This window comes from Pseudomonas sp. H3_D04 (assembly GCF_054669175.1).
The window spans coordinates 4,111,285-4,131,937 of record NZ_CP162801.1; the positions used below are offsets into that span (position 1 = coordinate 4,111,285).

The 20,653-nt window shown below is 59.8% G+C and carries 23 protein-coding genes; 13 read left to right on the plus strand and 10 right to left on the minus strand.

The window, feature by feature from the left end:
• The first annotated feature begins 4 nt into the window (after positions 1 to 4).
• Together AB4N91_RS18875 and AB4N91_RS18880 are read left to right on the plus strand one after the other, a co-directional pair.
• Positions 5 to 2,164, plus strand: coding sequence for a type I secretion system permease/ATPase (locus tag AB4N91_RS18875; protein WP_083374772.1), 2,160 nt, complete (start codon positions 5 to 7; stop codon positions 2,162 to 2,164).
• A 9-nt stretch (positions 2,165 to 2,173) separates the two neighbouring features.
• A complete protein-coding gene (locus tag AB4N91_RS18880) occupies positions 2,174 to 3,541 on the plus strand; it encodes an HlyD family type I secretion periplasmic adaptor subunit (RefSeq protein ID WP_010462001.1) in 1,368 nt (455 codons plus the stop codon).
• 151 nt (positions 3,542 to 3,692) lie between these two features.
• Here the strand turns inward: AB4N91_RS18880 and AB4N91_RS18885 are convergent, their stop codons facing one another.
• Together AB4N91_RS18885 and AB4N91_RS18890 are read right to left on the minus strand one after the other, a co-directional pair.
• Positions 3,693 to 4,286 carry a tRNA-uridine aminocarboxypropyltransferase gene (locus AB4N91_RS18885; RefSeq protein ID WP_154913941.1) on the minus strand — a complete coding sequence of 198 codons (594 nt, stop codon included), beginning with the start codon at positions 4,284 to 4,286 and terminating at the stop codon, positions 3,693 to 3,695.
• A 4-nt stretch (positions 4,287 to 4,290) separates the two neighbouring features.
• Entirely contained in the window at positions 4,291 to 5,184 is an 894-nt protein-coding gene (locus AB4N91_RS18890) for a LysR family transcriptional regulator (protein ID WP_007945995.1), read from the minus strand.
• Between the two features lie 359 nt (positions 5,185 to 5,543).
• Here AB4N91_RS18890 and speB point away from each other — a divergent pair, with 359 nt between their 5' ends.
• The 6 genes from speB (at position 5,544) to AB4N91_RS18920 (ending at position 11,202) form a co-directional block, all read left to right on the plus strand.
• Positions 5,544 to 6,494 carry an agmatinase gene (speB, locus tag AB4N91_RS18895; RefSeq protein ID WP_010462004.1) on the plus strand — a complete coding sequence of 317 codons (951 nt, stop codon included), beginning with the start codon at positions 5,544 to 5,546 and terminating at the stop codon, positions 6,492 to 6,494.
• Positions 6,495 to 6,503: 9 nt separating this feature from the next.
• Positions 6,504 to 6,911 (plus strand): YybH family protein, encoded by a 408-nt coding sequence (locus tag AB4N91_RS18900; protein ID WP_154503584.1) that lies wholly within the window; start codon positions 6,504 to 6,506, stop codon positions 6,909 to 6,911.
• 54 nt (positions 6,912 to 6,965) lie between these two features.
• On the plus strand, positions 6,966 to 8,477 hold the full coding sequence (locus tag AB4N91_RS18905) for a purine-cytosine permease family protein (RefSeq protein ID WP_145308080.1): 1,512 nt from the start codon (positions 6,966 to 6,968) through the stop codon (positions 8,475 to 8,477).
• A 230-nt stretch (positions 8,478 to 8,707) separates the two neighbouring features.
• The gene (locus AB4N91_RS18910; protein ID WP_200667908.1) at positions 8,708 to 10,087 is read left to right on the plus strand and encodes a sodium:solute symporter family protein; all 1,380 of its coding nucleotides are present in this window, start codon (positions 8,708 to 8,710) and stop codon (positions 10,085 to 10,087) included.
• An 85-nt stretch (positions 10,088 to 10,172) separates the two neighbouring features.
• A complete protein-coding gene (locus tag AB4N91_RS18915) occupies positions 10,173 to 10,898 on the plus strand; it encodes an MBL fold metallo-hydrolase (RefSeq protein WP_010462010.1) in 726 nt (241 codons plus the stop codon).
• Between the two features lie 52 nt (positions 10,899 to 10,950).
• The gene (locus tag AB4N91_RS18920; protein WP_154913947.1) at positions 10,951 to 11,202 is read left to right on the plus strand and encodes an acyl carrier protein; all 252 of its coding nucleotides are present in this window, start codon (positions 10,951 to 10,953) and stop codon (positions 11,200 to 11,202) included.
• Between the two features lie 194 nt (positions 11,203 to 11,396).
• Here AB4N91_RS18920 and AB4N91_RS18925 read toward each other — a convergent pair whose 3' ends face one another.
• Together AB4N91_RS18925 and ptrR are read right to left on the minus strand one after the other, a co-directional pair.
• Positions 11,397 to 11,525 carry a PA1414 family protein gene (locus tag AB4N91_RS18925; protein ID WP_003184145.1) on the minus strand — a complete coding sequence of 43 codons (129 nt, stop codon included), beginning with the start codon at positions 11,523 to 11,525 and terminating at the stop codon, positions 11,397 to 11,399.
• 139 nt (positions 11,526 to 11,664) lie between these two features.
• Positions 11,665 to 12,558, minus strand: a complete 894-nt coding sequence (gene ptrR / locus AB4N91_RS18930; protein ID WP_154913949.1) for a putrescine utilization regulator PtrR — start codon at positions 12,556 to 12,558, stop codon at positions 11,665 to 11,667.
• 103 nt (positions 12,559 to 12,661) lie between these two features.
• On the opposite strand from ptrR, the gene AB4N91_RS18935 reads away from it, so the two are divergent.
• Positions 12,662 to 13,843 carry an MFS transporter gene (locus AB4N91_RS18935; protein WP_102594248.1) on the plus strand — a complete coding sequence of 394 codons (1,182 nt, stop codon included), beginning with the start codon at positions 12,662 to 12,664 and terminating at the stop codon, positions 13,841 to 13,843.
• Here AB4N91_RS18935 and AB4N91_RS18940 read toward each other — a convergent pair.
• From AB4N91_RS18940 to AB4N91_RS18950, 3 genes are all read right to left on the minus strand, one after another.
• Positions 13,788 to 14,720 (minus strand): DMT family transporter, encoded by a 933-nt coding sequence (locus AB4N91_RS18940; protein WP_154913950.1) that lies wholly within the window; start codon positions 14,718 to 14,720, stop codon positions 13,788 to 13,790. The two genes, AB4N91_RS18935 and AB4N91_RS18940, sit on opposite strands and share 56 nt — an antisense overlap.
• Before the next feature lie 184 nt (positions 14,721 to 14,904).
• The gene (locus AB4N91_RS18945) at positions 14,905 to 15,297 is read right to left on the minus strand and encodes a DUF2177 family protein (protein ID WP_010462023.1); all 393 of its coding nucleotides are present in this window, start codon (positions 15,295 to 15,297) and stop codon (positions 14,905 to 14,907) included.
• A gap of 43 nt (positions 15,298 to 15,340) precedes the next feature.
• Positions 15,341 to 16,177: a CvfB family protein gene (locus AB4N91_RS18950; protein ID WP_102594246.1), complete on the minus strand. Its 837-nt coding sequence runs from the start codon at positions 16,175 to 16,177 to the stop codon at positions 15,341 to 15,343.
• A 352-nt stretch (positions 16,178 to 16,529) separates the two neighbouring features.
• Here AB4N91_RS18950 and AB4N91_RS18955 point away from each other — a divergent pair, with 352 nt between their 5' ends.
• From AB4N91_RS18955 to AB4N91_RS18965, 3 genes are all read left to right on the plus strand, one after another.
• Positions 16,530 to 16,718: a hypothetical protein gene (locus AB4N91_RS18955; protein WP_017337097.1), complete on the plus strand. Its 189-nt coding sequence runs from the start codon at positions 16,530 to 16,532 to the stop codon at positions 16,716 to 16,718.
• Between the two features lie 220 nt (positions 16,719 to 16,938).
• The gene (locus tag AB4N91_RS18960) at positions 16,939 to 17,655 is read left to right on the plus strand and encodes a TorF family putative porin (protein WP_010462029.1); all 717 of its coding nucleotides are present in this window, start codon (positions 16,939 to 16,941) and stop codon (positions 17,653 to 17,655) included.
• Positions 17,656 to 17,732: 77 nt separating this feature from the next.
• Positions 17,733 to 18,602 carry a DUF6279 family lipoprotein gene (locus AB4N91_RS18965; RefSeq protein WP_010462030.1) on the plus strand — a complete coding sequence of 290 codons (870 nt, stop codon included), beginning with the start codon at positions 17,733 to 17,735 and terminating at the stop codon, positions 18,600 to 18,602.
• Positions 18,603 to 18,727: 125 nt separating this feature from the next.
• Here the strand turns inward: AB4N91_RS18965 and AB4N91_RS18970 are convergent, their stop codons facing one another.
• Entirely contained in the window at positions 18,728 to 19,117 is a 390-nt protein-coding gene (locus AB4N91_RS18970; protein WP_154503572.1) for a transcriptional regulator, read from the minus strand.
• 176 nt (positions 19,118 to 19,293) lie between these two features.
• Here AB4N91_RS18970 and AB4N91_RS18975 point away from each other — a divergent pair, with 176 nt between their 5' ends.
• Positions 19,294 to 20,037, plus strand: coding sequence for a DUF899 domain-containing protein (locus tag AB4N91_RS18975; RefSeq protein WP_154913952.1), 744 nt, complete (start codon positions 19,294 to 19,296; stop codon positions 20,035 to 20,037).
• Here AB4N91_RS18975 and AB4N91_RS18980 read toward each other — a convergent pair.
• Both AB4N91_RS18980 and AB4N91_RS18985 read right to left on the minus strand, forming a co-directional pair.
• Positions 20,034 to 20,363, minus strand: a complete 330-nt coding sequence (locus AB4N91_RS18980; protein WP_077749142.1) for a hypothetical protein — start codon at positions 20,361 to 20,363, stop codon at positions 20,034 to 20,036. The genes AB4N91_RS18975 and AB4N91_RS18980 overlap by 4 nt on opposite strands.
• Before the next feature lie 110 nt (positions 20,364 to 20,473).
• Entirely contained in the window at positions 20,474 to 20,602 is a 129-nt protein-coding gene (locus AB4N91_RS18985; RefSeq protein WP_256577996.1) for a hypothetical protein, read from the minus strand.
• Positions 20,603 to 20,653: the final 51 nt, after the last annotated feature.

The window sequence follows — 20,653 nt, forward strand, 5'->3', positions numbered from 1 at the left end:
CAATTTGACCAGCATGGAACCCGGCAACATAGGTGTCGATCCGCGCCTGAGCTTCGATGACCCGCTACTGGACGGTCTGTTGATCCTCTGCAAACTCCACGGCGCGACGGTCAGTCGCGCCAGCCTGAGTGCCGGGCTGCCACTGAACAAACAACGCTTGAGCCTGGACCTGCTGCCCCGTGCAGCAGCCCGGGCCAGCTTGCAGGCGCGGGTGCTGCGCCGTGAACTGGCGGACATTTCCGCGCTCAACCTGCCTGTGATGCTGATCCTGAACAACGGCCGCACCGCCATCCTGCGACGCTATGGCGATGACGGCCGGTTGCTGATCCTGCCCAGCGAAGCGGACGGTGGCGAACAATGGGTCAGCCGTGAAGAACTGGCTGAAAATTACAGCGGCCAGGCCTTGTTCGCCCGGCCCCGCCATGAACTCGAAGACCTGCGCTCGCCGCTGGTGCCGCGTGTGGAAGCGTGGTTTCGCGACACCTTGAAGCTGTCGAAATGGCTGTACAGCGATGCGATTCTGGCGAGTTTCCTGATCAACCTCCTGGGGCTGATGGTGCCGCTGTTCGTGATGCAAACCTACGACCGCGTGGTGCCGAACCAGGCCACGTCGACCTTGTGGGTGCTGTCGATCGGCTTGCTGATCGGCACCGGTTTCGAACTGGTGCTGCGGGTGGTGCGCGCGCACTTGCTGGACACCGCCGGGAAGAAAACCGACGTGATTCTTTCCGCGACCTTGTTCGAGCGCATCACTGGCATGGCGATGAAAGCGCGGCCGGCGACCATCGGCGGTTTCGCCCAGAGCATCCATGACTTCCAGGGCCTGCGTGAATTCCTCACTGCCGTCACGCTGACCAGCCTGATCGACCTGCCCTTTGCCGTGTTGATGCTGGTGGTGATCGGCCTGCTCGGCGGCTGGCTGGTGGTGATTCCATTGTTGGCGTTTCCGATTACGATCATTTTCGCGATGGTCATTCAGGTGCGCCTGCGCGACACCGTGCAGAAAAGCCTGAGCCTCGGCGCCGAGCGCCAGGCCCTGTTGATCGAAACCCTTGGCGGCCTGGAAACCCTGAAAGCGTGCAGCGCCGAAAGCGAGCGCCAGCACAAATGGGAAAGCACCCACGGCGCCCTCACCCGCCTCGACAGCCATGCGCGCAATCTGTCGGCGCTGGCCACCAACGGCACGCTGTTCATCCAGCAATTCTCCGGCATGGCGACCATCGTCGCCGGCGTCTACAGCATCATCGCCGGCAACCTCAGCGTTGGGGCGCTGGTGGCAACCTACATGCTCGGCAGCCGCGTACTCGCACCCTTGGGGCAGATCGCCGGTTTGATCACCCGCTACCAGCAAGCGCAACTGACCATGAAAAGCACCGATGCGCTGATGTCCTTGCCGCAAGAGCGCGACGCCCACCAGCGGCCGCTGGAGCGCACTCAGTTGCAAGGCGCGATGGATGTCAGTGGCGTGACCTTCCACTACAACGGCCAGAACGCCCCTGCCCTGGCCAACATCAGTTTCAGCGTCAAACCCGGCGAACGGATCGGCATCATCGGTCGCAGCGGCTCGGGTAAAAGCACCCTGGCGCGATTGGTCATGGGGTTCTATGCGCCGGAAGAAGGCCAGTTGCTGCTCGATGGCCTGGACCTGCGGCAACTCGATGTCGCCGACCTGCGCCAGCAAATCGGTTACGTCGCCCATGACCTGCCGCTGCTGGCCGGCAGCCTGCGCGACAACCTGACCCTGGGCGCACGTTACATCAGCGATTCACGGATGCTCGAAGTCGCCGAACTGACCGGTGTCACCGAGCTGGCGCGTCAGCATCCGCAAGGTTTTGACCGGCCCGTGGGCGAACGCGGGCAGTTGCTGTCCGGCGGTCAACGCCAGGCAGTGCTGCTGGCCCGGGCCTTGTTGCTGGATCCGCCGATCATGCTGCTCGACGAACCCACCAGCGCCATGGACAACAGCAGCGAAGATGTCTTGCGGCAAAAACTCCACGGCTGGGTGCAGGGCAAGACCTTGCTGCTGGTGACCCACCGCACCTCGATGCTCAGCCTGGTGGATCGGCTGCTGGTGCTGGATAACGGGCGGATCGTTGCCGACGGTCCGAAAGAAGCGGTCATCGATGCACTGCGCAAGGGCCGTGTCGGCTCTGCGGCTGTCTAGGAGCTACCCATGGCCCGTTCATCATCCGACACGCCACAAGACCGCGGCTACTTCGGCAGCTTCGGCAAAACCGCCGAGAGCGAATTCATGCCGGAAACCGCCGGCGCTTCGCTACAGGATTCGCCGCGCTGGTCGCGGATTACCGTGTGGCTGGCCGCGGCGCTGCTGATTACCGCGCTGGTCTGGGCCAAGTTTGCAGTGCTGCAAGAAGTCACCATGGGCGAAGGCAAGGCGATCCCGTCGAGCAAGGTCCAGGTGATCCAGAACCTGGAGGGCGGCATCGTCACCGAGATCTTCGTGCGCGAAGGGCAAATGGTGAACAAGGGCGACACCTTGCTGCGCCTGGATGACACGCGGTTTCTGTCGAACAAGGGCGAGAGCGAGGCGGATCGTTATGCGTTGACCGCGCAGGTCGAACGTCTGTCGGCCGAAGCGGAAGGCCGGCCGTTCAAGCTGTCGCCTGAGGTGATCGCCAAGGCTCCGCAAGTGGCCGAAGACGAGCGCTCGTTATACGAACAACGCCAGCGTCGACTGGCCAGTGAGCAACGGACGCTAACCGAACAACTGCGGCAAAAGACTCAGGAACTGGCGGAATTTCGCTCCAAGCAGGGGCAGTTCAGTTCGAGCCTGGCCTTGCTGCAACAAGAGATGAACATGTCCGCGCCGCTGGTGGGCACCGGGGCGGTTTCACCGGTGGAAATCCTGCGGCTCAAACGCAGCGCGGTGGAAATTCGCGGTTCTTTGAATGCGACGACGCTGGCAATTCCCCGGGCTGAATCGGCGATCAACGAGATCAAAAGCAAGATCGATGAATCGGAGCAATCCTTCCGCTCGGACGCGGCGAAAGAGCTGAATGAAAAACGCACCGACCTGTCGAAAATCACAGCGTCGAGCATCGCCATCGATGACCGCGTGACCCGCACCACCGTGGTGTCGCCGGTGCACGGAATCATCAAGGTGCTGAAGGTCAATACCATCGGCGGCGTGGTCCAGCCGGGCAGCGACATGGTGGAGATCGTCCCCATTGAAGACAACTTGCTGATCGAAGCCAAGGTGCGGCCACAGGACGTGGCGTTCCTGCATCCGGGGCAGAAAGCGATGGTCAAGTTCAGTGCTTACGACTACACGATTTATGGCGGGTTGACTGCCAAGCTGGAACTGATTGGTGCGGACACCATTACCGATGACAAGGGCAACAGCTTTTATCTGATTCAGGTGAGGACCGACAAGAATCACTTGGGCGGCGATGTGAAACCGCTGCTGATTATTCCGGGGATGGTGGCGACGGTGGATATCATCACGGGCGAGAAAAGCGTGCTGGATTACCTGTTGAAACCGGTGTTGAAAGCGCGGACCGAGGCGATGCGGGAGCGATAGGTTTGACTCATTCTCTGTGGCGAGGGAGCTTGCTCCCGCTGGGCTGCGCAGCAGACCCAAAATCATTCAACCAGGCGCAACAGGTGTACTGGGTCGACAAATTGGGAGCGCTTCGCACTCCAGCGGGAGCAAGCTCCCTCGCCACAAGTAATCACCTGCCGTGGTTACGCTGGTAAGTCTCCTCCCCCATCGCCGCAATCTGGCCTTCGATCAACGCCTCGAACGGTTTCAACAAGGGTTCAAAAGAGCTCGGCGCTTCCAGCATCTGCAACGCCTGGACAATCGCTTCCACCGTCGACAGCGCCCCAGGCCCCGGTGCCTTGCGCAGTCGATATCGAGACACCCCGCCATCCACCAACGTCACCCTCGGCAACGCCGCCAGTAACGGATTGAGGTGCAACATCTTGCGCGCCTTGCGCCAGGTGCCGTCCGGGACGACCAGCAACAGCGGCTCTTCATTCGAGGTGTACGCCTGCAATGGCTGCGCATCGTCGGCCGGAAACAACAACCGCGCCTGATACCCCGGAGGATTCAGCAGCACCGGCAAATCCTCAAACACCTCACCGACAATCAACTCGGCATTCTTCAAGCCCAACGCGGCCAGTCGCGCCGTGTTCAGCGCATGGTTCACTTCGCTGGGATGCTGCAACAACAGCACTCGGGTACGGCTGTCGAGGCTCGGGATCAGCGGGCACAGGCAATGGGTTTGTGGGCGCAGGCAGCGTGGACACTGGATTCTGGACATGTTCTCAGGCCTGGTTCAGTTGTGCTTTGAGCAGATCGCGGAAGGTCTGGATCAGCGGCTCGCGGCTGCGGCCACGACGCACGATCATCGAAAACGGCGCCTGATAACCAAACGTCGCCGGCAGCAGCACTCGCAAATCGCCCTTGTCCGCCCAAGCCTGGGCGTAGTGCTCCGGCAGGTAACCGATGTAGGCACCCGACAGCACCAGAATCAGCTGCGCCTCCATACTTTCCACGGTGGCGGCGCTGTGCTTGAAACCGTGGCGCGCCAGTTCGGCCTGGCTCCAGTAACCACGGCCGACCATGCGTTGCTGAGTGATGACTTGCTCAGGAATGCGCCGCTCGGTGAACAGCGGATGACGGCTGCTGCAATACAACCAGTGTTGCTCGCGGTACAGCGGCATGTAAACCAGGCCGCTCATGCGCGTGGAAAACGCACCGATGGCCAGGTCGAGACGGTTGTCCTGCACGCCGAGCTGCAATTCGTAGGGGCTCATGACCGACAGGTGCAAATGCACGGCCGGGTGTTCCTGGCTGTAGGCGCCGATGGCTTCGGCGAACGGCAAGGCCTTGTCGCTGACGGTGGAGTCGATGACGCCGAGGTTGAGAGTGCCGCGCAGTTCGCCCTTCAACGCCGCCGCGTACTGTTCGAAGCCTTCAAGCTCGCCCAACAGACGCAGGGTTTCCTGATGGAACAGCTCGCCCTTGCTGGTCAGGCTGAAACCGCCGCGACCGCGATGGCAGAGCACCAGGCCTAGGGCGGCTTCGAGCTGGCTCATGTAGGTGCTGATGGCCGAAGTCGAGAGGTTGAGCTCTTGCTGCGCGTTGGCAAACCCCTGATGACGCACCACGCTGACGAAGATGCGTAACAGTTTCAGGTCGGGTAAAGCGTTGGCCATGGGGGCTCCGTTTGCAAGGTCATGCGTGTTGCGCTTTTGTGGCGAGGGAGCTTGCTCCCGCTGGGTTGCGAAGCGGCCCTACAACCATTCACCTCGTAGTGTCAGACGGACCGCATCAGCCGATTTTACGACTGCTGCGCAGCCGAGCGGGAGCAAGCTCCCTCGCCACAGGAGTGCGGCACATGGCCGCAAGTCTATCGTCGTGCCAACCATTAGTTTAGAAAAATCTGAACTAAGTATTTGCCCGTAGCGATTCTTCCCGGCCACTACATTTCGCAGAATCGGCCCCTAACGGTGCCCGAACCTCCCCGGAGCGGCGCAACCGACATAAATAAAACAACGACGATGAGGCCTTACCCGTGGACAAGATTCTTCACCAACCACTGGGCGGCAATGAAATGCCGCGCTTCGGCGGCATCGCCACCATGATGCGACTCCCCCATTTGCCTACCGCTGCCGGTCTGGATGCTGCCTTTGTTGGCGTCCCGCTGGACATCGGCACCTCGCTGCGCCCCGGCACCCGCTTCGGACCTCGCGAAATCCGCGCTGAATCGGTGATGATCCGCCCGTACAACATGGCGACCGGCGCTGCACCGTTCGATTCGCTGTCGGTGGCCGACATCGGCGACGTGGCGATCAATACGTTCAACCTGCTGGACGCGGTGCGGATCATCGAAGAATCCTACGACGCCATCCTCGAACACAATGTGATCCCGCTGACCCTGGGCGGCGACCACACCATCACCCTGCCAATCCTGCGTGCCATTCACAAGAAGCACGGCAAGGTCGGCCTGGTGCACATCGACGCTCACGCCGATGTGAACGATCACATGTTTGGCGAGAAAGTCGCCCACGGCACCACCTTCCGTCGCGCGGCCGAAGAAGGCCTGATCGACTGCGATCGCGTGGTGCAAATCGGCTTGCGCGCTCAGGGCTACACCTCCGAAGACTTCAACTGGAGCCGTAAACAGGGCTTCCGTGTGGTTCAGGCTGAAGAGTGCTGGCACAAATCCCTGGCACCGCTGATGGCCGAAGTGCGCGAGAAAGTCGGCGGCGGTCCGGTGTACCTGACTTTCGACATCGACGGCATCGACCCGGCTTGGGCGCCAGGCACCGGCACCCCGGAAATCGGTGGTCTGACGACCATTCAGGCAATTGAAATCATTCGCGGCTGCCAAGGCCTCGACCTGATCGGCTGCGATCTGGTAGAAGTCTCGCCCGCTTATGACACCACCGGCAACACCTCGCTGCTGGCCGCCAACCTGCTGTACGAAATGCTCTGCGTACTGCCGGGCGTGGCCCACCGCTGAGGATCGGTCATGACCGAACGTGATCAGGTGTTGAAAGCCGCCGCCGATCTGGTGACGGCTTTTGCCCGCAACGATCGCGAAGCCTACTTCGGCGCGTTCAGCGCCGACGCCAGCTTCGTGTTCTACACCCTCGAACAGCCCCTGCTGTCGCGCGATGCCTATCAGGCGTTGTGGGACACCTGGCGCGCCGAGGATGGCTTCGAGGTGCTTGCGTGCACGTCGAGCAACGCCTTCGTCAGCCTGCAGGGTGACGTGGCGATTTTCATCCATGACGTGGCCACCGAGCTGCGCATGCAAGGGGAGCAACACTTCAGCCAGGAGCGCGAGACGATTGTGTTTCGCCGACAACAACAAGGCCTATGGCTGGCCTGCCACGAACATTTGTCCGCGATGCCGGAAGGGCTGCCACCCCCTTAGCCAAACAGGTGACGCTCACACACGATGAGCGCGCCTTTATGATCGGAGCTGATCATGAATAACAACAACAAAGACCAAAGCCTTACGCAGATTGAAACCCACGGGGTCGAACAGATCCCGGACAACGAACGCACCGCAGGCCCGACGGACTTGTTCCGGATGATCTTCGGCGGTTCCAACACTTTTGCCACCGCCGTGCTCGGCAGTTTCCCGGTGCTGTTCGGCCTGTCTTTTCAGGCCGGTGTCTGGGCGATTGTGCTGGGCGTGCTGCTGGGCTCGCTGATCCTCGCGCCAATGGGCCTGTTCGGCCCGATCAACGGCACCAACAACGCCGTGTCTTCCGGTGCGCATTTCGGCGTGCACGGGCGGATCGTCGGTTCGTTCCTGTCGCTGCTGACCGCCATCGCCTTCTTCTCGCTCTCGGTGTGGAGTTCGGGTGATGCGCTGATCGGTGGCGCCAAACGCCTGATCGGTCTGCCGGAAACCGACCTGACCCTGGGCCTGGCCTACGGGCTGTTCGCGATCCTGGTGCTGACGGTTTGCATCTATGGCTTTCGCTTTCTGCTGTGGGTCAACAAAATCGCGGTATGGAGCGCCAGCCTGTTGTTCCTGCTGGGCATCTTCGCCTTCGCCGGGCCGTTCGATGTGAATTACGCCGGCACCGTCAATATGGGTCAGCCAGGTTTCTGGGCGGCCTTCATCGGTGCTGCACTGGTGGCGATGAGCAACCCGATTTCCTTCGGCGCGTTCCTCGGCGACTGGTCGCGCTACATCCCGCGTGAGACCTCCAAGCGCCGGATCATGGCCGCCGTGGTGATCTCGCAGATCGCGACGTTCATTCCGTTCCTGTTCGGCCTGGCCACCGCCACCATCGTAGCGATCAAGGCACCCGACTACATCGCGGCCAACAACTACGTCGGCGGTTTGCTGGCGGTCTCGCCGAGCTGGTTCTTCCTGCCGGTGTGCCTGATCGCGGTGATCGGCGGCATGTCCACCGGCACTACTTCGCTGTATGGCACCGGGCTGGACATGTCCAGCGTGTTCCCTCGGGTGCTGTCGCGGGTCAAGGCGACGTTGCTGATCGGTGTGATGTCGATTGCCTTCATCTTTATCGGGCGCTTCGCCGCGAACCTGGTGCAGAGCGTGTCGACCTTCGCCGTGCTGATCATCACCTGCACCACCCCGTGGATGGTGATCATGATCATCGGCCTGGTGGTGCGTCGCGGCTTCTACTGCCCGGATGACCTGCAAGTGTTCACCCGCGGCGAGAAAGGTGGCCGCTACTGGTTCACCCACGGCTGGAACTGGCGTGGCCTGGGAGCCTGGATCCCGAGTGCGCTGGTGGGTTTGTGCTTTGTGAACCTGCCGGGGCAGTTTGTGGGTGTGCTGGGCGATCTGGCTGGCGGCATCGACATCAGCCTGCCGGTCACCCTCGGCCTGGCCTCGCTGGTGTACCTGACGCTGCTGAGCCTGTTTCCGGAACCGGCTGCGGTGTTCGGGCCGAATGATGCACGCAGCAAGGGCACGGACGCGCTCAGTAAACCGGCGATGCGACAAGCCGCCTGATTCAACACAAACGATGGTCAACGGACCTCTGTGGCGAGGGAGCTTGCTCCCGCTCGACTGCGCAGCAGTCGCAAAACAGGCGAATGGTGTTTCCCCTGAAGAAACGCGGTTGCAGGATTTGGGGCTGCTTCGCAGCCCAGCGGGAGCAAGCTCCCTCGCCACAAAAAGCGGACTGATTGCCACATTGATTTTCGCCTCACCATAAAAAAGACAATCGGAGACACGCCATCATGGCTTTGGATTTATTCGTCGTACTCATCTACGCCGCCGCGATGCTGATACTTGGCTACTTCGGCATGCGCAAGGCCAAGACCAACGAAGACTACTTGGTCGCCGGTCGCAACCTCGGCCCGAGCCTGTACATGGGCACCATGGCCGCCACCGTTCTGGGCGGCGCGTCCACCGTGGGCACCGTGCGCCTGGGCTACGTTCATGGCATCTCCGGTTTCTGGCTCTGTGCTGCACTGGGTTGCGGGATCGTGGCGCTGAACCTCTTCCTCGCCAAACCGCTGCTGAAGCTGAAGGTTTTCACCGTCACTCAAGTGCTGGAAAAGCGCTACAACCCAATGGCTCGTACCGCAAGCGCGAGCATCATGCTGGCCTATGCGCTGATGATCGGCGTGACCTCGATCCTGGCGATCGGCACCGTGCTGCAAGTGCTGTTCGGCCTTCCGTTCTGGATGTCGGTAATTCTCGGCGGTGGCGTGGTGGTGATCTACTCGGCCATCGGCGGAATGTGGTCTCTGACCCTGACCGACATCGTCCAGTTCGGTATCCAGACCGTAGGCCTGATGTTCCTGCTGCTGCCAATCTGCTTGTACCGAGTGGGTGGCTGGGATCAACTGGTTGCACAATTGCCGGCTGCCAGCTTCAGCTTCACCAGCATTGGCTGGGACACCATCATCACCTACTTCATGATTTACTTCTTCGGCATCCTGATAGGCCAGGATATCTGGCAACGGGTGTTCACCGCACGAAGCGAGAAAGTTGCGAAGTATGCCGGTACCACCGCGGGCATCTACTGCATCATCTACGGCCTGGTCTGTGCATTGATCGGCATGGCCGCTCACGTACTGATCCCGGATCTGGACAACGTCAATAACGCATTTGCCGCTATCGTCAAAGTCTCGCTGCCGGACGGCATCCGTGGCTTGGTGATCGCGGCTGCCCTGGCAGCAATGATGTCCACCGCCAGCGCCGGCCTGCTCGCGGCATCCACCACACTGACCGAAGACCTGCTGCCGAAACTGCGCGGCGGCAAACAGTCGAGCCTGGGCATCAACCGCCTGTTCACCCTGCTGACCGGCATCGTGGTGCTGGGTATCGCGCTGGTGGTAAACGATGTGATCAGTGCCTTGACCCTGGCTTACAACCTGTTGGTGGGCGGCATGCTGATTCCGCTGATGGGCGCGATCTTCTGGAAACGCGCAACCACCGCCGGCGCTATCGCCAGCATGGGCATGGGCTTTGCCACTGCGCTGCTGTTCATGTTCAAGGACGGTATGGACGCCAACACTCCGATCTACTACAGCCTCGGCGTGGGCCTGGTGAGCTTCGTGGTGGTCAGCTTGCTGTCCCCTCGTCCGGCAACGATGGCCAGCGCCGCCTAAGCTGAACCTAACGACTTGATGCTTTCTTCGACGGGTGTGGCGTCGGTTGCCACACCCGTTTTTTTTCGTCTGGAGAAAACCTTTGATGAAGATTGTTTCGCGCGATCAGTGGTTCGAGGTCAAACAGCTCAGTGACGGCATACGGCTGATTCACGAGCCTTACATCCGGCCCTTCTATCGCTGCAACCTCTGGCACATTCAGGGCCGCGACAAGGACTTGCTGCTGGACAGCGGTTCCGGGTTGGTGAGCCTGCGCGAGCAGTTGCCGTGGATCACCGAGCGGCCGCTGGTGGCAGTGGCCAGTCATTGCCATTTCGACCACATTGCCGGTCATCACGAATTTCCCGAGCGCCTGGTGCATCCGGCCGAGGCCGACATCCTGGCGGCACCCGACGGCGAAAACGATTTGAGCCGGGCGTTTGTCGGCGACGAGATGTTCGAGGCGCACCCGGACTGCCCGTTGTGCTATGCCGAATATCGAGTCAAAGCCGCGCCGGCCACGGGGATGATTGAAGAAGGCGACGTGCTGGATCTGGGCAATCGCGTGCTGCAGGTTCTGCATACGCCGGGGCATTCACCGGGCGGCATCAGCCTGTACGAAGCGGCAACCGAGACGCTGTTCAGCGGCGACATCATCTACGACGGCCCGCTGATCGAAGACGCCTACCACTCCAATCTCGACGACTACGCTCGCAGCCTGCAGCGCTTGCGCACGTTGCCGATCCGTACGGTGCACGGCGGGCATTTCGGGAGTTTTTCCGGGGAGCATTTGCGCACGATGATTGACGAGTGGCAGCGCTCACACACCTGAAGCCTGCTGTACTCAAGCTCAGGAACAACAATAACGCCCTCGAAGAACCGCCATGAAAAGAGCTGCCGTTCGTGCCGCCGTGCATCGTTTCATCAGCCGCCTGCTGGAGGGTCAGGATGACTTCGACGACAACGCCAGCCTGGCGCAGTTGGGATTGGATAAACAGGATATCGAAGAGCTGATCTTCCATCTGGAGGATGAGCTGGGGTTGACGGCGTTTACGGCGGAAGAAGACCGTATGCTCAAGGATGCCAGGACGGCGAATGATTTGAGTCTGTTTTTGGTGGAGATTGGACGGCATTGAGTCCGAATGCCAAACGCACGCTCGTGGTGAACTGTGGCGAGGGAGCTTGCTCCCGTTCGGCTGCGCAGCAGTCGCCAATCCTGTCCGAGTATTCCCTGACAACTCTGAGGCTACCAAGGGGCGCTACGCGCCCCAGCGGAGCAAGCTCCCTCGCCACAGAGGATTTGCCAGGTTTGAGCCAGTGCGGGTCAGACTTACCGACGGCGCGGCTGGCGTCGACGCTGTTCGTCGTCGGTGCGAATAGGAACAGGTTGCAGAGGCGGTTCGATCAAACCGAGTGCAACACCCAGATCGTGCAGCCAGTTTTGAATTTTCTCTTTCATGGTGCCCCCTTCAGGGTAGTGCCGAGCGGCTGAAATTCTGTAGCCCCTTCGCACTGATAATAGTCTGAAGTCCTACGCAATGCTCGGCCAAATCCGCAATGATCTGTTACTGAATTGATCAAAATACCTGACCGATAGTTCAAGCAATCGCCGAAGCCTGCATCGGCGCCGATGGATAGACCGCTTGTTGCTGTTCAATCCACGCGTTCAGGTTGGCCCCGACCATGCCTTTGCGCCACATCAACCAGGTCGTCGCGTGGGCAAACGGCTCCGCCAGCGGGTGCACCGCCACGCTTTCACGGCCCGGCAGGCTTGCCAGCATCGACTCCGACATCAGCGCCACGCCCGAGCCAGCAATCACACACGCCAGCATGCCCGGGTAAGACTCGATCTCCATCGCCCGGCCCATGGCCGCGTGGTCATGGGCAAACCAGGCTTCAAGACGCATGCGGTAGGAGCAGCCCTGACGAAAGGTAAACACCGAGCGCCCTTCCACATCCATGGCGCTGCGGACCGGCGGGTGATCGGCCTCGCTGATCAGCACCAGCCGCTCGTCGCACAACGGCACACCGTCCAGACCGGCCAGCTCCAGCGGGCCATCCACCAAGGCCGCATCGAGACGACCGGTGAGCAAACCCTCAAGCAATTCGCCGCTGGGCCCGGACTGCACTTGCAGGTTCACCGCCGGATACGTGCGGTGATAACGCGCCAACAACCCTGGCAAATGAATCGCCGCCGTGCTGTACATGGTGCCCAACACGAAGTCCCCGGCCGGTTGCCCGCCCTGCACTGCTGCCTGGGCTTCGTCGCGCAAGCTGAAGAGTTTGGCGGTGTAGTCCAGCAGGACTTTTCCCGCAGGTGATAGTTGCAAACGCTGACGCTCGCGGACGAAAAGCTCTACACCGAGCTGCTCTTCAAGTTGCTTGAGCCGCGTTGACAGGTTCGATGGCACCCGGTGCAATCGTTCGGCAGCACGGGTGATCGAGCCCTCTTGCGCCACGGCCTGGAAGATTCGTAACTGGCTGAACTCCACGATCTTCTCCAAATCAGAACAAGTTACTCACTATTATTCATTTTTAAAGAAAGTCAATCAGTCCTAGCCTGACGGTCATTGAGCCTTTACCGGAATTCAGACCATGTCTCCCTTGATTCGCTTACTCGCCAGTTTTATCGCCCTGATGATGGCCATGGGGATCGGGCGTTTCGCCCTCACACCGCAAATGCCGCACTTGCTCAGCGAAGGTCAGATCGACCTGACTGCCGCCGGTCTGATTGCGGCCGCCAACTACCTCGGCTACTTCGTCGGTGCCGTGGATGCCATGTTCTCTCGCCGTCCCGAACAAGTTCGTCGGCGACTGCTCGGTGGGTTGTGGCTGTGTGTGCTGCTGACGCTGGCGTCGTTCTGGGCCAACGGGTTCTGGTCGCACCTGGTGCTGCGATTCGGTACCGGCGTGGCCAGCGCCTGGGTGCTGGTGATGATCACGGCGTTGAGCCAGCCACTGGCAGCGGCAGCCGGCCGCCCACGACTGGGCGCCCAGGTATTTGCCGGACCTGGTTTGGGGATTTTTCTCACAGGAATGTTGGCGTTGGGCTCGCACCTGCTGGGGCAGACGTCTGCAACCCTGTGGCTGGTGTATGCCGGTGTCGCATTGGCAATGCTGCTGGGGATTCTGCCGTTTTTGCCGCAATCGACCGCGACTGCGGTTGCCGCACCGAGCACAGCCACTTCGAACCAGCGAGGCATTGGCCGCCTAGGTGTGATCTACGGGTTGTACGGCTTGGGCTACATCATCCCCGCCACGTTCCTTTCGCAAATGGCCAGCGCACAGTTCCATGGCCAATGGCAGGCCGACCTGTTCTGGCCGTGCTTCGGCCTGGCGTCGGCCATCGGAGTGGTGCTGGTCAGTCTGCGTCGACAAACCCCGAATGGCACCCGCCACTGGCTGATGGTGACGTTGTGGCTGCAAGCCGCTGGTGTCTTTGCCTGCCTGTTGGGCAGCGGGCCGGGCTTGGCGCTGGGGGTGATTCTTTGCGGCACGCCGTTCCTGGCCTGCATGCAATTGGTGATGCAACGCTCCCGGGAACTGGCGCCCCACGCTACTCAACGCAACGCCGGGATGCTAACGGCCTGCTTTGCGGTGGGTCAACTCGCCGGGCCGTTGCTGGCGGCGCTGAGCAGCCATTTCAGCGGCGGTTTGCAGCCAGCGCTGGTGGTTGCCGGCAGCGGCTTGCTTGTCGCTGGCGGCCTGCTGTTGCGTCCGGTCACTGCTGCCCCAGGGCTTTGCGCAAACGACGGCGCACCCACTGCTCAGCGCTGACAAACGTGATGCCCAACAACACCAGCACGGCACCGATGACGAAGTTCAGGCTCAACTCTTCACCCAGCAACACCACGCCGAATGTGACACCGAACAGCGGCGTCATGAACGAAAACACCGCCAGGTTCGCCGCCAGATAACGGCGCAACAGCCAGAACCACGTCAGGTAGCTGAAGAACGACACGACCAATCCCTGGAACAGCACGCTGGCCACCGCGACGGTGGTCAGGCTGACATGGGTTACCTGGCCGCTGAGGATCGCGATCAGCAGCAGCCCAACGAAACCGACGATCAGTTGGTAAAACAGGGTCAGCGTGACCGGGGCTTCCGACAGTCGCGAGGCACGCACCACCACCGTGGTCGCGCCCCAGGAAGCCCCGGCCAGTACGCCCAACGCATCGCCCATCAACATGCGGTGGTCGAGGTTGTCCCAGGACACGCCGCCAGCAAACGCGATGGCGATCCCGACGAAGGCGAGGAAAATCCCCAGCCATTGCACCGGCCTCAGACGTTCGCTCGGCAGCAGCCAGTGCACGCCCAACGCGGTAAAAATCGGCGCGGTGTAAAGGAACACCGACATATGCGCTGCCGTGGTCAGTTGCAAACCTTCGGAAATGAAAAAGAACTCCAGACCAAACAGCGCACCGGCCAACAAGCCGCCACGCCACGTGCTGCCGACCTGATCCCAGCCACCCTTCCAGCAGATCAACAGTCCTACAAGCAACGCGGAAATACCCGACCGCCCCGCCGCTTGCATGACCGGAGCGATGTCGGGCGCCGCCCATTTGATCATCACCTGCTGCACGCCCCAGATCAGGCACAACCCGACCATCACTTGCAGGGCAACCCCATCGGCGCTACGCCGGCTGGCGCTCACCGGAACACCTCGACAACAACAAACATGGCAGTGACTCGACAGTAAAAACAAAGCCCCGGCCTGCTTGCTGAACAAACGGTGTCGGGGCGAAAAGTTATGCTGTCGATTATTAACCAAACGGCCAGAAAATGCCGCCTGGACGGGACGTTTAAATTCCCGATTGCGTCATTGCAGGCAACGAGGATCACTGCACTTTTCGCGCAACCCAATACCCGACCGTGCAGGCAATGCAGGTGGCCAACGTGCCCCAGGCCATGTCCATCAACGCCAACTGCGCCGACCATCCGTTCAAGGTTGCCCAGTTACTCAGGTCATACGTGCCGTAAGCCACCAGACCCAATAGCGCGCCCAGCGCCGAAGCTCGTCGCCAGGTCTTCGCCGGCAACACCACGAACACCACGCAACCCAAGACATAAAGAAGATAGAACACCGCTGCCGGGGCCAGCAGCGGTTGGTCGAGCATCAGCGGACCGAGCAGCGCCCGATAAGTCGGCGCCATCAGCACGCCCAGCCATAGGCCGTCGAGCACGAGAAACGCGAGCAAGGTGCCCGCGTAGGCAAACAGCCCTTTTTTCATAACCCGCCCCTCTGTAATCGTTCTATATGGGGCCGGAGCGAGGTCAGCTTAGTTCAATGCGATCCGCATGAATGACGATCTGGCCATTTTTGTACAGCGCACCGATAGCCTTCTTGAAGTTGCCTTTGCTCACACCAAACAGGCTGGTGATCACGGTCGGGTCGCTCTTGTCGCTGACCGGCAGGGTGCCGTTGTTTTCACGTAACTTGGCGAGGATCTTCGAGTTGAGGCTGGTGGCGGCTTCTTCGCCCACCGGTTGCAGGCTCAGGCTGATCTTGCCGTCGGTACGGACTTCTTTGATAAAGCCCTTCTCTTCCTTGCCGGCGCGCATGAACTTGAAGATTTCGTTCTTGTGAATCAGGCCCCAGTGCTTGTTGTTGATGATTGCCTTGAAGCCCATGTCGGTCGCTTCGGCCACCAGCAAATCAACTTCCTGGCCAGGCGTGTAGCTGGCGGGGGTCTTGTCGAGGTAGCGGTCCAGGCGCGCCGTCGCGGTGATGCGGCGGGTGTGCTTGTCGAGGTAGACGTGCACCACGACATATTCACCGGCGGTCATCTGACGTTTTTCTTCGGAGTACGGCAGCAGCAAATCCTTCGGCAGGCCCCAATCCAGGAAAACACCGATGCTGTTGACTTCAACGACTTTCAAACTGGCGAATTCACCGACCTGAACTTTCGGCTTTTCGGTAGTTGCGATGAGTTTGTCATCGCTGTCCAGATAAACAAAAACGTTGAGCCAATCTTCATCTTCGCTGGGAATATCTTTGGGAATATAACGATTAGGCAGGAGGATTTCGCCATCCGCGCCACCGTCAAGATATAAACCGAAGTTAGTGTGTTTAACCACTTGCAAACTGTTGTAGCGCCCGACTAAAGCCATTTCCAATACCCTCATTGCGTGGGCGGCATTCTACCCGTTTTTCCGTGCGGCGTTCCCGTGGCCAGCCCGGTGACACCAGAAATTCTTCTGAAGGCCTTAATTTTCCTGGGTTTTGCCTTGAGTGTTTGGCCGCTCGTCAGGCCGAACGGGCGATCGTCACCCTCGCCCGCGGATCTAAAACCTGTGTTTTTCTACCGTCGTTCTTATTTAAAACAGCAGCTTAGGAACGTATTTCGAATAATAGCTTGTGATTAATGCCGCCCCTGCAATGTGTATTTTGAGGGGATATTAGCCAAGCAATTGTCAAGTATTTCCTGTACGATGCCTGGCCAAGTTAATTTTCTACAGGTTAATGGCCGCCATGCGTGTAAAAGCATCCAACAGCAAAGCAAAGCCAGCTCCAGCCGTTGAAACCAGCGAATCGATCAACAACCAGATCGCTGCGTTCCTCAAGTCCGGCGGCGAGATCCAGCAAATTGCCAAAGGCGTGAGCGGCCAGACGTTCGGCCCGTCCAAGCAGATCACTTTGGGCAAGAAGTAACACTCCCCCAAAGATCCGCCGCGTCACCTGGTCCGTAAGCGCTTTGAGCTTCGAAGCGCTTGGACTGGAACCTCCCCGCAACACCCCGCCAAACACATCAATATTTCAAAAATCGACGAACGGCCTTCAATGCCGAGCATTCGCCGGTATGCTTGCACACGTCTAGATCAAGCGTTTCAGTAGGTTTTTGTTCCTGCTCCTCGCGGTCATGGAGTGACGCATGCTCAAACCCTCCCATTTATTGCTCGGCACCCTGCTGTCGTGTTCGGTCGCCAACGCGCAAATCTTCCAGCGTGAATTGGGCGATTTCGATCTCAAACTCGGCACCACCCCCAGCCGCAGCATGGCCCAAGGGCTGGTCAAGCCCGCCAGCACCGGTTCGTTCCACGGTGGTCTCGACCTGAGCCATGACAGTGGCTTTTACGCGGGGCAATGGGCGCCGAGCATGGGTTTATCCCCTGGGGCCAACCTTGAAGTCGACTCCTACCTGGGCTTTAAACAGCCTTTCGATAATACCCTCGGGTACGAAGTCGGCATGATCCATTACAGCTACCCGAAAGTGGACACCCTCGACAGCCAGGAGTTTTTCGGCGGCCTGACCTTTCTCGGCAGCCGTTTCGGCGCAGCCTTCAGCAACGACCCGGACAAACAGAACAGCACCGTCTTCGCCGACCTGGGCGGCAATCAGCCGTTCGGCATCGGGATCAGCATGAAATACACCACCCACCAACTCAACACGCCAGCGTCCGTCGACGGCGGCTATATCGGCAGTTTTACCGATTGGTCGGTGCAACTTTCCCGGCCGTTCATGGGTGTCGACCTCAACCTGATCTACAGCGACTCAAGCCTCAGCGGCAGCGACTGTTCCGCCTACTCCGGGCACAACAGCCAGTGCGACGGGTTGGTCACCCTCAAGGCCGAGCGCCCCTTCTATTGATCGGCTGAACTGCCGGGCCCATTCTGCGTTCACATAAGAATCCATTAAAGAAGCCAGATCTTCGCAAGGATTCGCCCATGTCGCGCTGGTTAAAGTATCTCGCCCTCATCATCACGCTCAGCCTGGCCCTTGGCGCCTGTAGCCGCGTGGGCCTGGCCTATCGCAACCTCGACGTGATCATTCCGTGGACGCTCAGCGATTACCTGGACATGAACGGCGAACAAAAAGGCTGGTTCAACGAGCGCCTCAAGGAACACCTGAGCTGGCACTGCACCACGCAACTGCCGGGCTACCTTGACTGGCTGGACCGCTTGCAGGCGATGGTCGAGACCAACCAGGTCACCGACGACGCGCTGCAAACCCGAACTCAGGAAGCCAAGGACGCCATCGCACAGACCGCCCGGGAAATCACCCCTTCGGCCATCGAATTGTTACAGGGGCTGGATGACAAGCAAGTCGCTGAAATGAACGACGCCTTCGCCAAGGATCAGCGCAAGCGCCAAGACGATTACGTCAAACCGACGCTCGATCAGCAGATCAAGGAACGTAGCGAGCGCATGCAAAAACGCCTGAATGACTGGCTGGGCCCGCTCAGCCCGACTCAGAGACAACGGGTGGTGACATGGTCGAACGCCTTGGGTGACCAGAACACGCAATGGATCGCCAACCGAGCGCATTGGCAGAAGCAATTCAGTGCGGCCGTTGCGCAGCGTCAGAGTCCGGAATTCCCACAGAGAATCGAGACGCTTCTGGTGAATCGCGAGAGTTTATGGACGCCGGCGTACCGTCAGGCCTACGCCAACACTGAAGCGCAAGCACGAGGATTGTTCGTGGATTTGATGGCCGAGAGTACGCCGCCTCAACGTCAGCGGCTGTTGAAAAAAATTGGAGGGGTGCGCAAGGACTTCAACGATTTGAAATGCCTGAAAGCCGCGCAACAAGGCTAAGCCCAACACAGGTCAAAATGTGGGAGTGAGCCTGCTCGCGATGATGGAGTATCAGACAACGACGATGTCGACTGACACTCCGCAATCGCGAGCAGGCTCACTCCCACATGGGTTTCAGGTGGTCTTCAGGCAATCTGCGCCTTCGACGCCACCTCATCAAACGTCAGCTCATCCAGCGCATCTTCCTGCTCATCCAACACCTGCCGCGGGTGGTCATTACCCGGAATGCTGCTGTCGATCAGGCTCAACAAGCTCGAGCCACGCGGCGTCAAAATGTAATTGGAGCCGGTGCCGCCCTGCTCTTCGGGTCGAGACTCGATATAGCCGCGCTCCAGCAGTAATTTTTCATACTCGCCGGCCACCGCTTTCAGGTGATCCAGATTTTCAGTCTGTTCGCCTTCCGACGCTTTCTCCGCCGCATGCTGCTCGGCATACGGGCGCGGCGTGAAACTGGCCTCACCGCGTTGCACTTCGTGCAGCAAGCGTTCAATCAAATCCCAGTTGTAAGTGGTCATCCTGATTCAACCTCCAAAGCCTGTGAGAGAGGGCCTTCTTAAGTTGTGACCTACACGCTGCGCAGCCGTTCAGCCGAGTTTTTTGCGGCTGCCGACCGACGGCATGTCGAATTGGACGCAGGTCAAACGACTAGGCTGTGTAAGTCACCTCCCAGCCTTGCGAAGGAGAAAACCTGATGAACGTTCAGAATCATCCCGTCGTGTCCCGCGAAGAATGGCTCGCCGCCCGCAAACAACACCTGGCCCACGAAAAAGCCTTCACCAAAGAACGGGACAAGCTCAGCGCCGAACGCCGCGCCCTGCCCTGGGTGAAAATCGACAAGGATTACCACTTCCAGGGCCCACAAGGCGAACTGAAACTCGCGGACCTGTTCGGTGGCCGCAGCCAACTGGTCATCTACCACTTCATGTTCGCCGCTGGATGGGACGAAGGCTGCCCCGGCTGCTCGTTCCTGTCCGACCACATCGACGGCGCCAACCAGCATTTGGCTCATCACGATGTCGCCGTGGTCGCAGTTTCCCACGCACCGTTCGCCGAGTTCCAAGCCTTCAAACGACGCATGGGCTGGAAATTTGATTGGGTGTCGTCAGAAGGTTGCGATTTCAACTACGACTTCGGCGTCTCTGCCCAGGCCGAAGATGTCGCTGCCGGCAGAGCCACCTACAACTACGAAAAATCCGACGGTGCCGAGGAAGAACTCCCTGGCCTTAGCGTGTTTTATCGCAATGAAGCGGGCGAAATCTTTCACACCTACTCCACTTATGCCCGTGGTCTCGACATGTTGGTGGGTGCCTACAACTACCTTGACCTGACGCCCAAGGGCCGCAACGAAGAGGAAATCATGGAATGGGTGCAGCATCACGACAAATACGAAGACAAGACGTCATCCAGCTGCTGCCACGGGAATAATGCGCGTTAAAACACATAACAACTTTCAGGCCGCGATGTCTCGAACCGCCACGACCGGATCACACCATCGGCCGTGGTGTACACCGAGTAACTGCAATCGAATAGCCAGTTGAAGTAGTAACGATTGCCATCGCCCTCGACCACTCGTTCATAGCGGTGTTCGTGATTGTTTGGGGACCACAGCATGAGCTGACAGCGAGCATCGCAAGGTTTGTTTTCGAGATCGGGCATCGGCTGCCCGACCAGGCTGTTGGCGCTGTCGATCCATGCTGAACGAGAAGGTCCGCAAGCTGATAGCGACAGGAAAAGTACCATCAACACTACTTTTGGAAGCATGTTCGATCCTTGGGCACAGGAAAAAGGGGAGGAAGGCTAAGCATCCACGAAATCCCGGTCGATCCACCACTGCGCCGCTGAACTTTTGCCGTACTTCGGCCCTCAACCGGTTAACCCGTCTTAACCCGGACTGAGGCGTGGGTCAGGGCCGCGACTTGTTCGGAGGTCAGGCTGACGCGGAGCGACAGGTTGAGTTCCTGTTTGCTGGCGACCGCGTTGTTCATCAGGTACTTGAACATGCTCTCGTCGGAGGTCTAACGAGTGCGCGAGAGCTGGTCGGCGGTTGCGGG

Coding starts and splice junctions, on each gene's coding strand:
- AB4N91_RS18970 (WP_154503572.1), bottom strand. CDS start 19,117: ATGACCACTTACAACTGGGATTTGATTGAACGCTTGCTGCACGAAGTG.
- AB4N91_RS18955 (WP_017337097.1), top strand. CDS start 16,530: ATGGCCGCCATGCGTGTAAAAGCATCCAACAGCAAAGCAAAGCCAGCT.
- AB4N91_RS18910 (WP_200667908.1), top strand. CDS start 8,708: ATGGCTTTGGATTTATTCGTCGTACTCATCTACGCCGCCGCGATGCTG.
- AB4N91_RS18985 (WP_256577996.1), bottom strand. CDS start 20,602: ATGTTCAAGTACCTGATGAACAACGCGGTCGCCAGCAAACAGGAACTC.
- AB4N91_RS18950 (WP_102594246.1), bottom strand. CDS start 16,177: ATGGCTTTAGTCGGGCGCTACAACAGTTTGCAAGTGGTTAAACACACT.
- AB4N91_RS18945 (WP_010462023.1), bottom strand. CDS start 15,297: ATGAAAAAAGGGCTGTTTGCCTACGCGGGCACCTTGCTCGCGTTTCTC.
- AB4N91_RS18960 (WP_010462029.1), top strand. CDS start 16,939: ATGCTCAAACCCTCCCATTTATTGCTCGGCACCCTGCTGTCGTGTTCG.
- AB4N91_RS18975 (WP_154913952.1), top strand. CDS start 19,294: ATGAACGTTCAGAATCATCCCGTCGTGTCCCGCGAAGAATGGCTCGCC.
- AB4N91_RS18885 (WP_154913941.1), bottom strand. CDS start 4,286: ATGTCCAGAATCCAGTGTCCACGCTGCCTGCGCCCACAAACCCATTGC.
- AB4N91_RS18925 (WP_003184145.1), bottom strand. CDS start 11,525: ATGAAAGAGAAAATTCAAAACTGGCTGCACGATCTGGGTGTTGCACTC.
- AB4N91_RS18880 (WP_010462001.1), top strand. CDS start 2,174: ATGGCCCGTTCATCATCCGACACGCCACAAGACCGCGGCTACTTCGGC.
- AB4N91_RS18890 (WP_007945995.1), bottom strand. CDS start 5,184: ATGGCCAACGCTTTACCCGACCTGAAACTGTTACGCATCTTCGTCAGC.
- AB4N91_RS18900 (WP_154503584.1), top strand. CDS start 6,504: ATGACCGAACGTGATCAGGTGTTGAAAGCCGCCGCCGATCTGGTGACG.
- AB4N91_RS18935 (WP_102594248.1), top strand. CDS start 12,662: ATGTCTCCCTTGATTCGCTTACTCGCCAGTTTTATCGCCCTGATGATG.
- AB4N91_RS18965 (WP_010462030.1), top strand. CDS start 17,733: ATGTCGCGCTGGTTAAAGTATCTCGCCCTCATCATCACGCTCAGCCTG.
- AB4N91_RS18905 (WP_145308080.1), top strand. CDS start 6,966: ATGAATAACAACAACAAAGACCAAAGCCTTACGCAGATTGAAACCCAC.
- AB4N91_RS18920 (WP_154913947.1), top strand. CDS start 10,951: ATGAAAAGAGCTGCCGTTCGTGCCGCCGTGCATCGTTTCATCAGCCGC.
- AB4N91_RS18980 (WP_077749142.1), bottom strand. CDS start 20,363: ATGCTTCCAAAAGTAGTGTTGATGGTACTTTTCCTGTCGCTATCAGCT.
- AB4N91_RS18915 (WP_010462010.1), top strand. CDS start 10,173: ATGAAGATTGTTTCGCGCGATCAGTGGTTCGAGGTCAAACAGCTCAGT.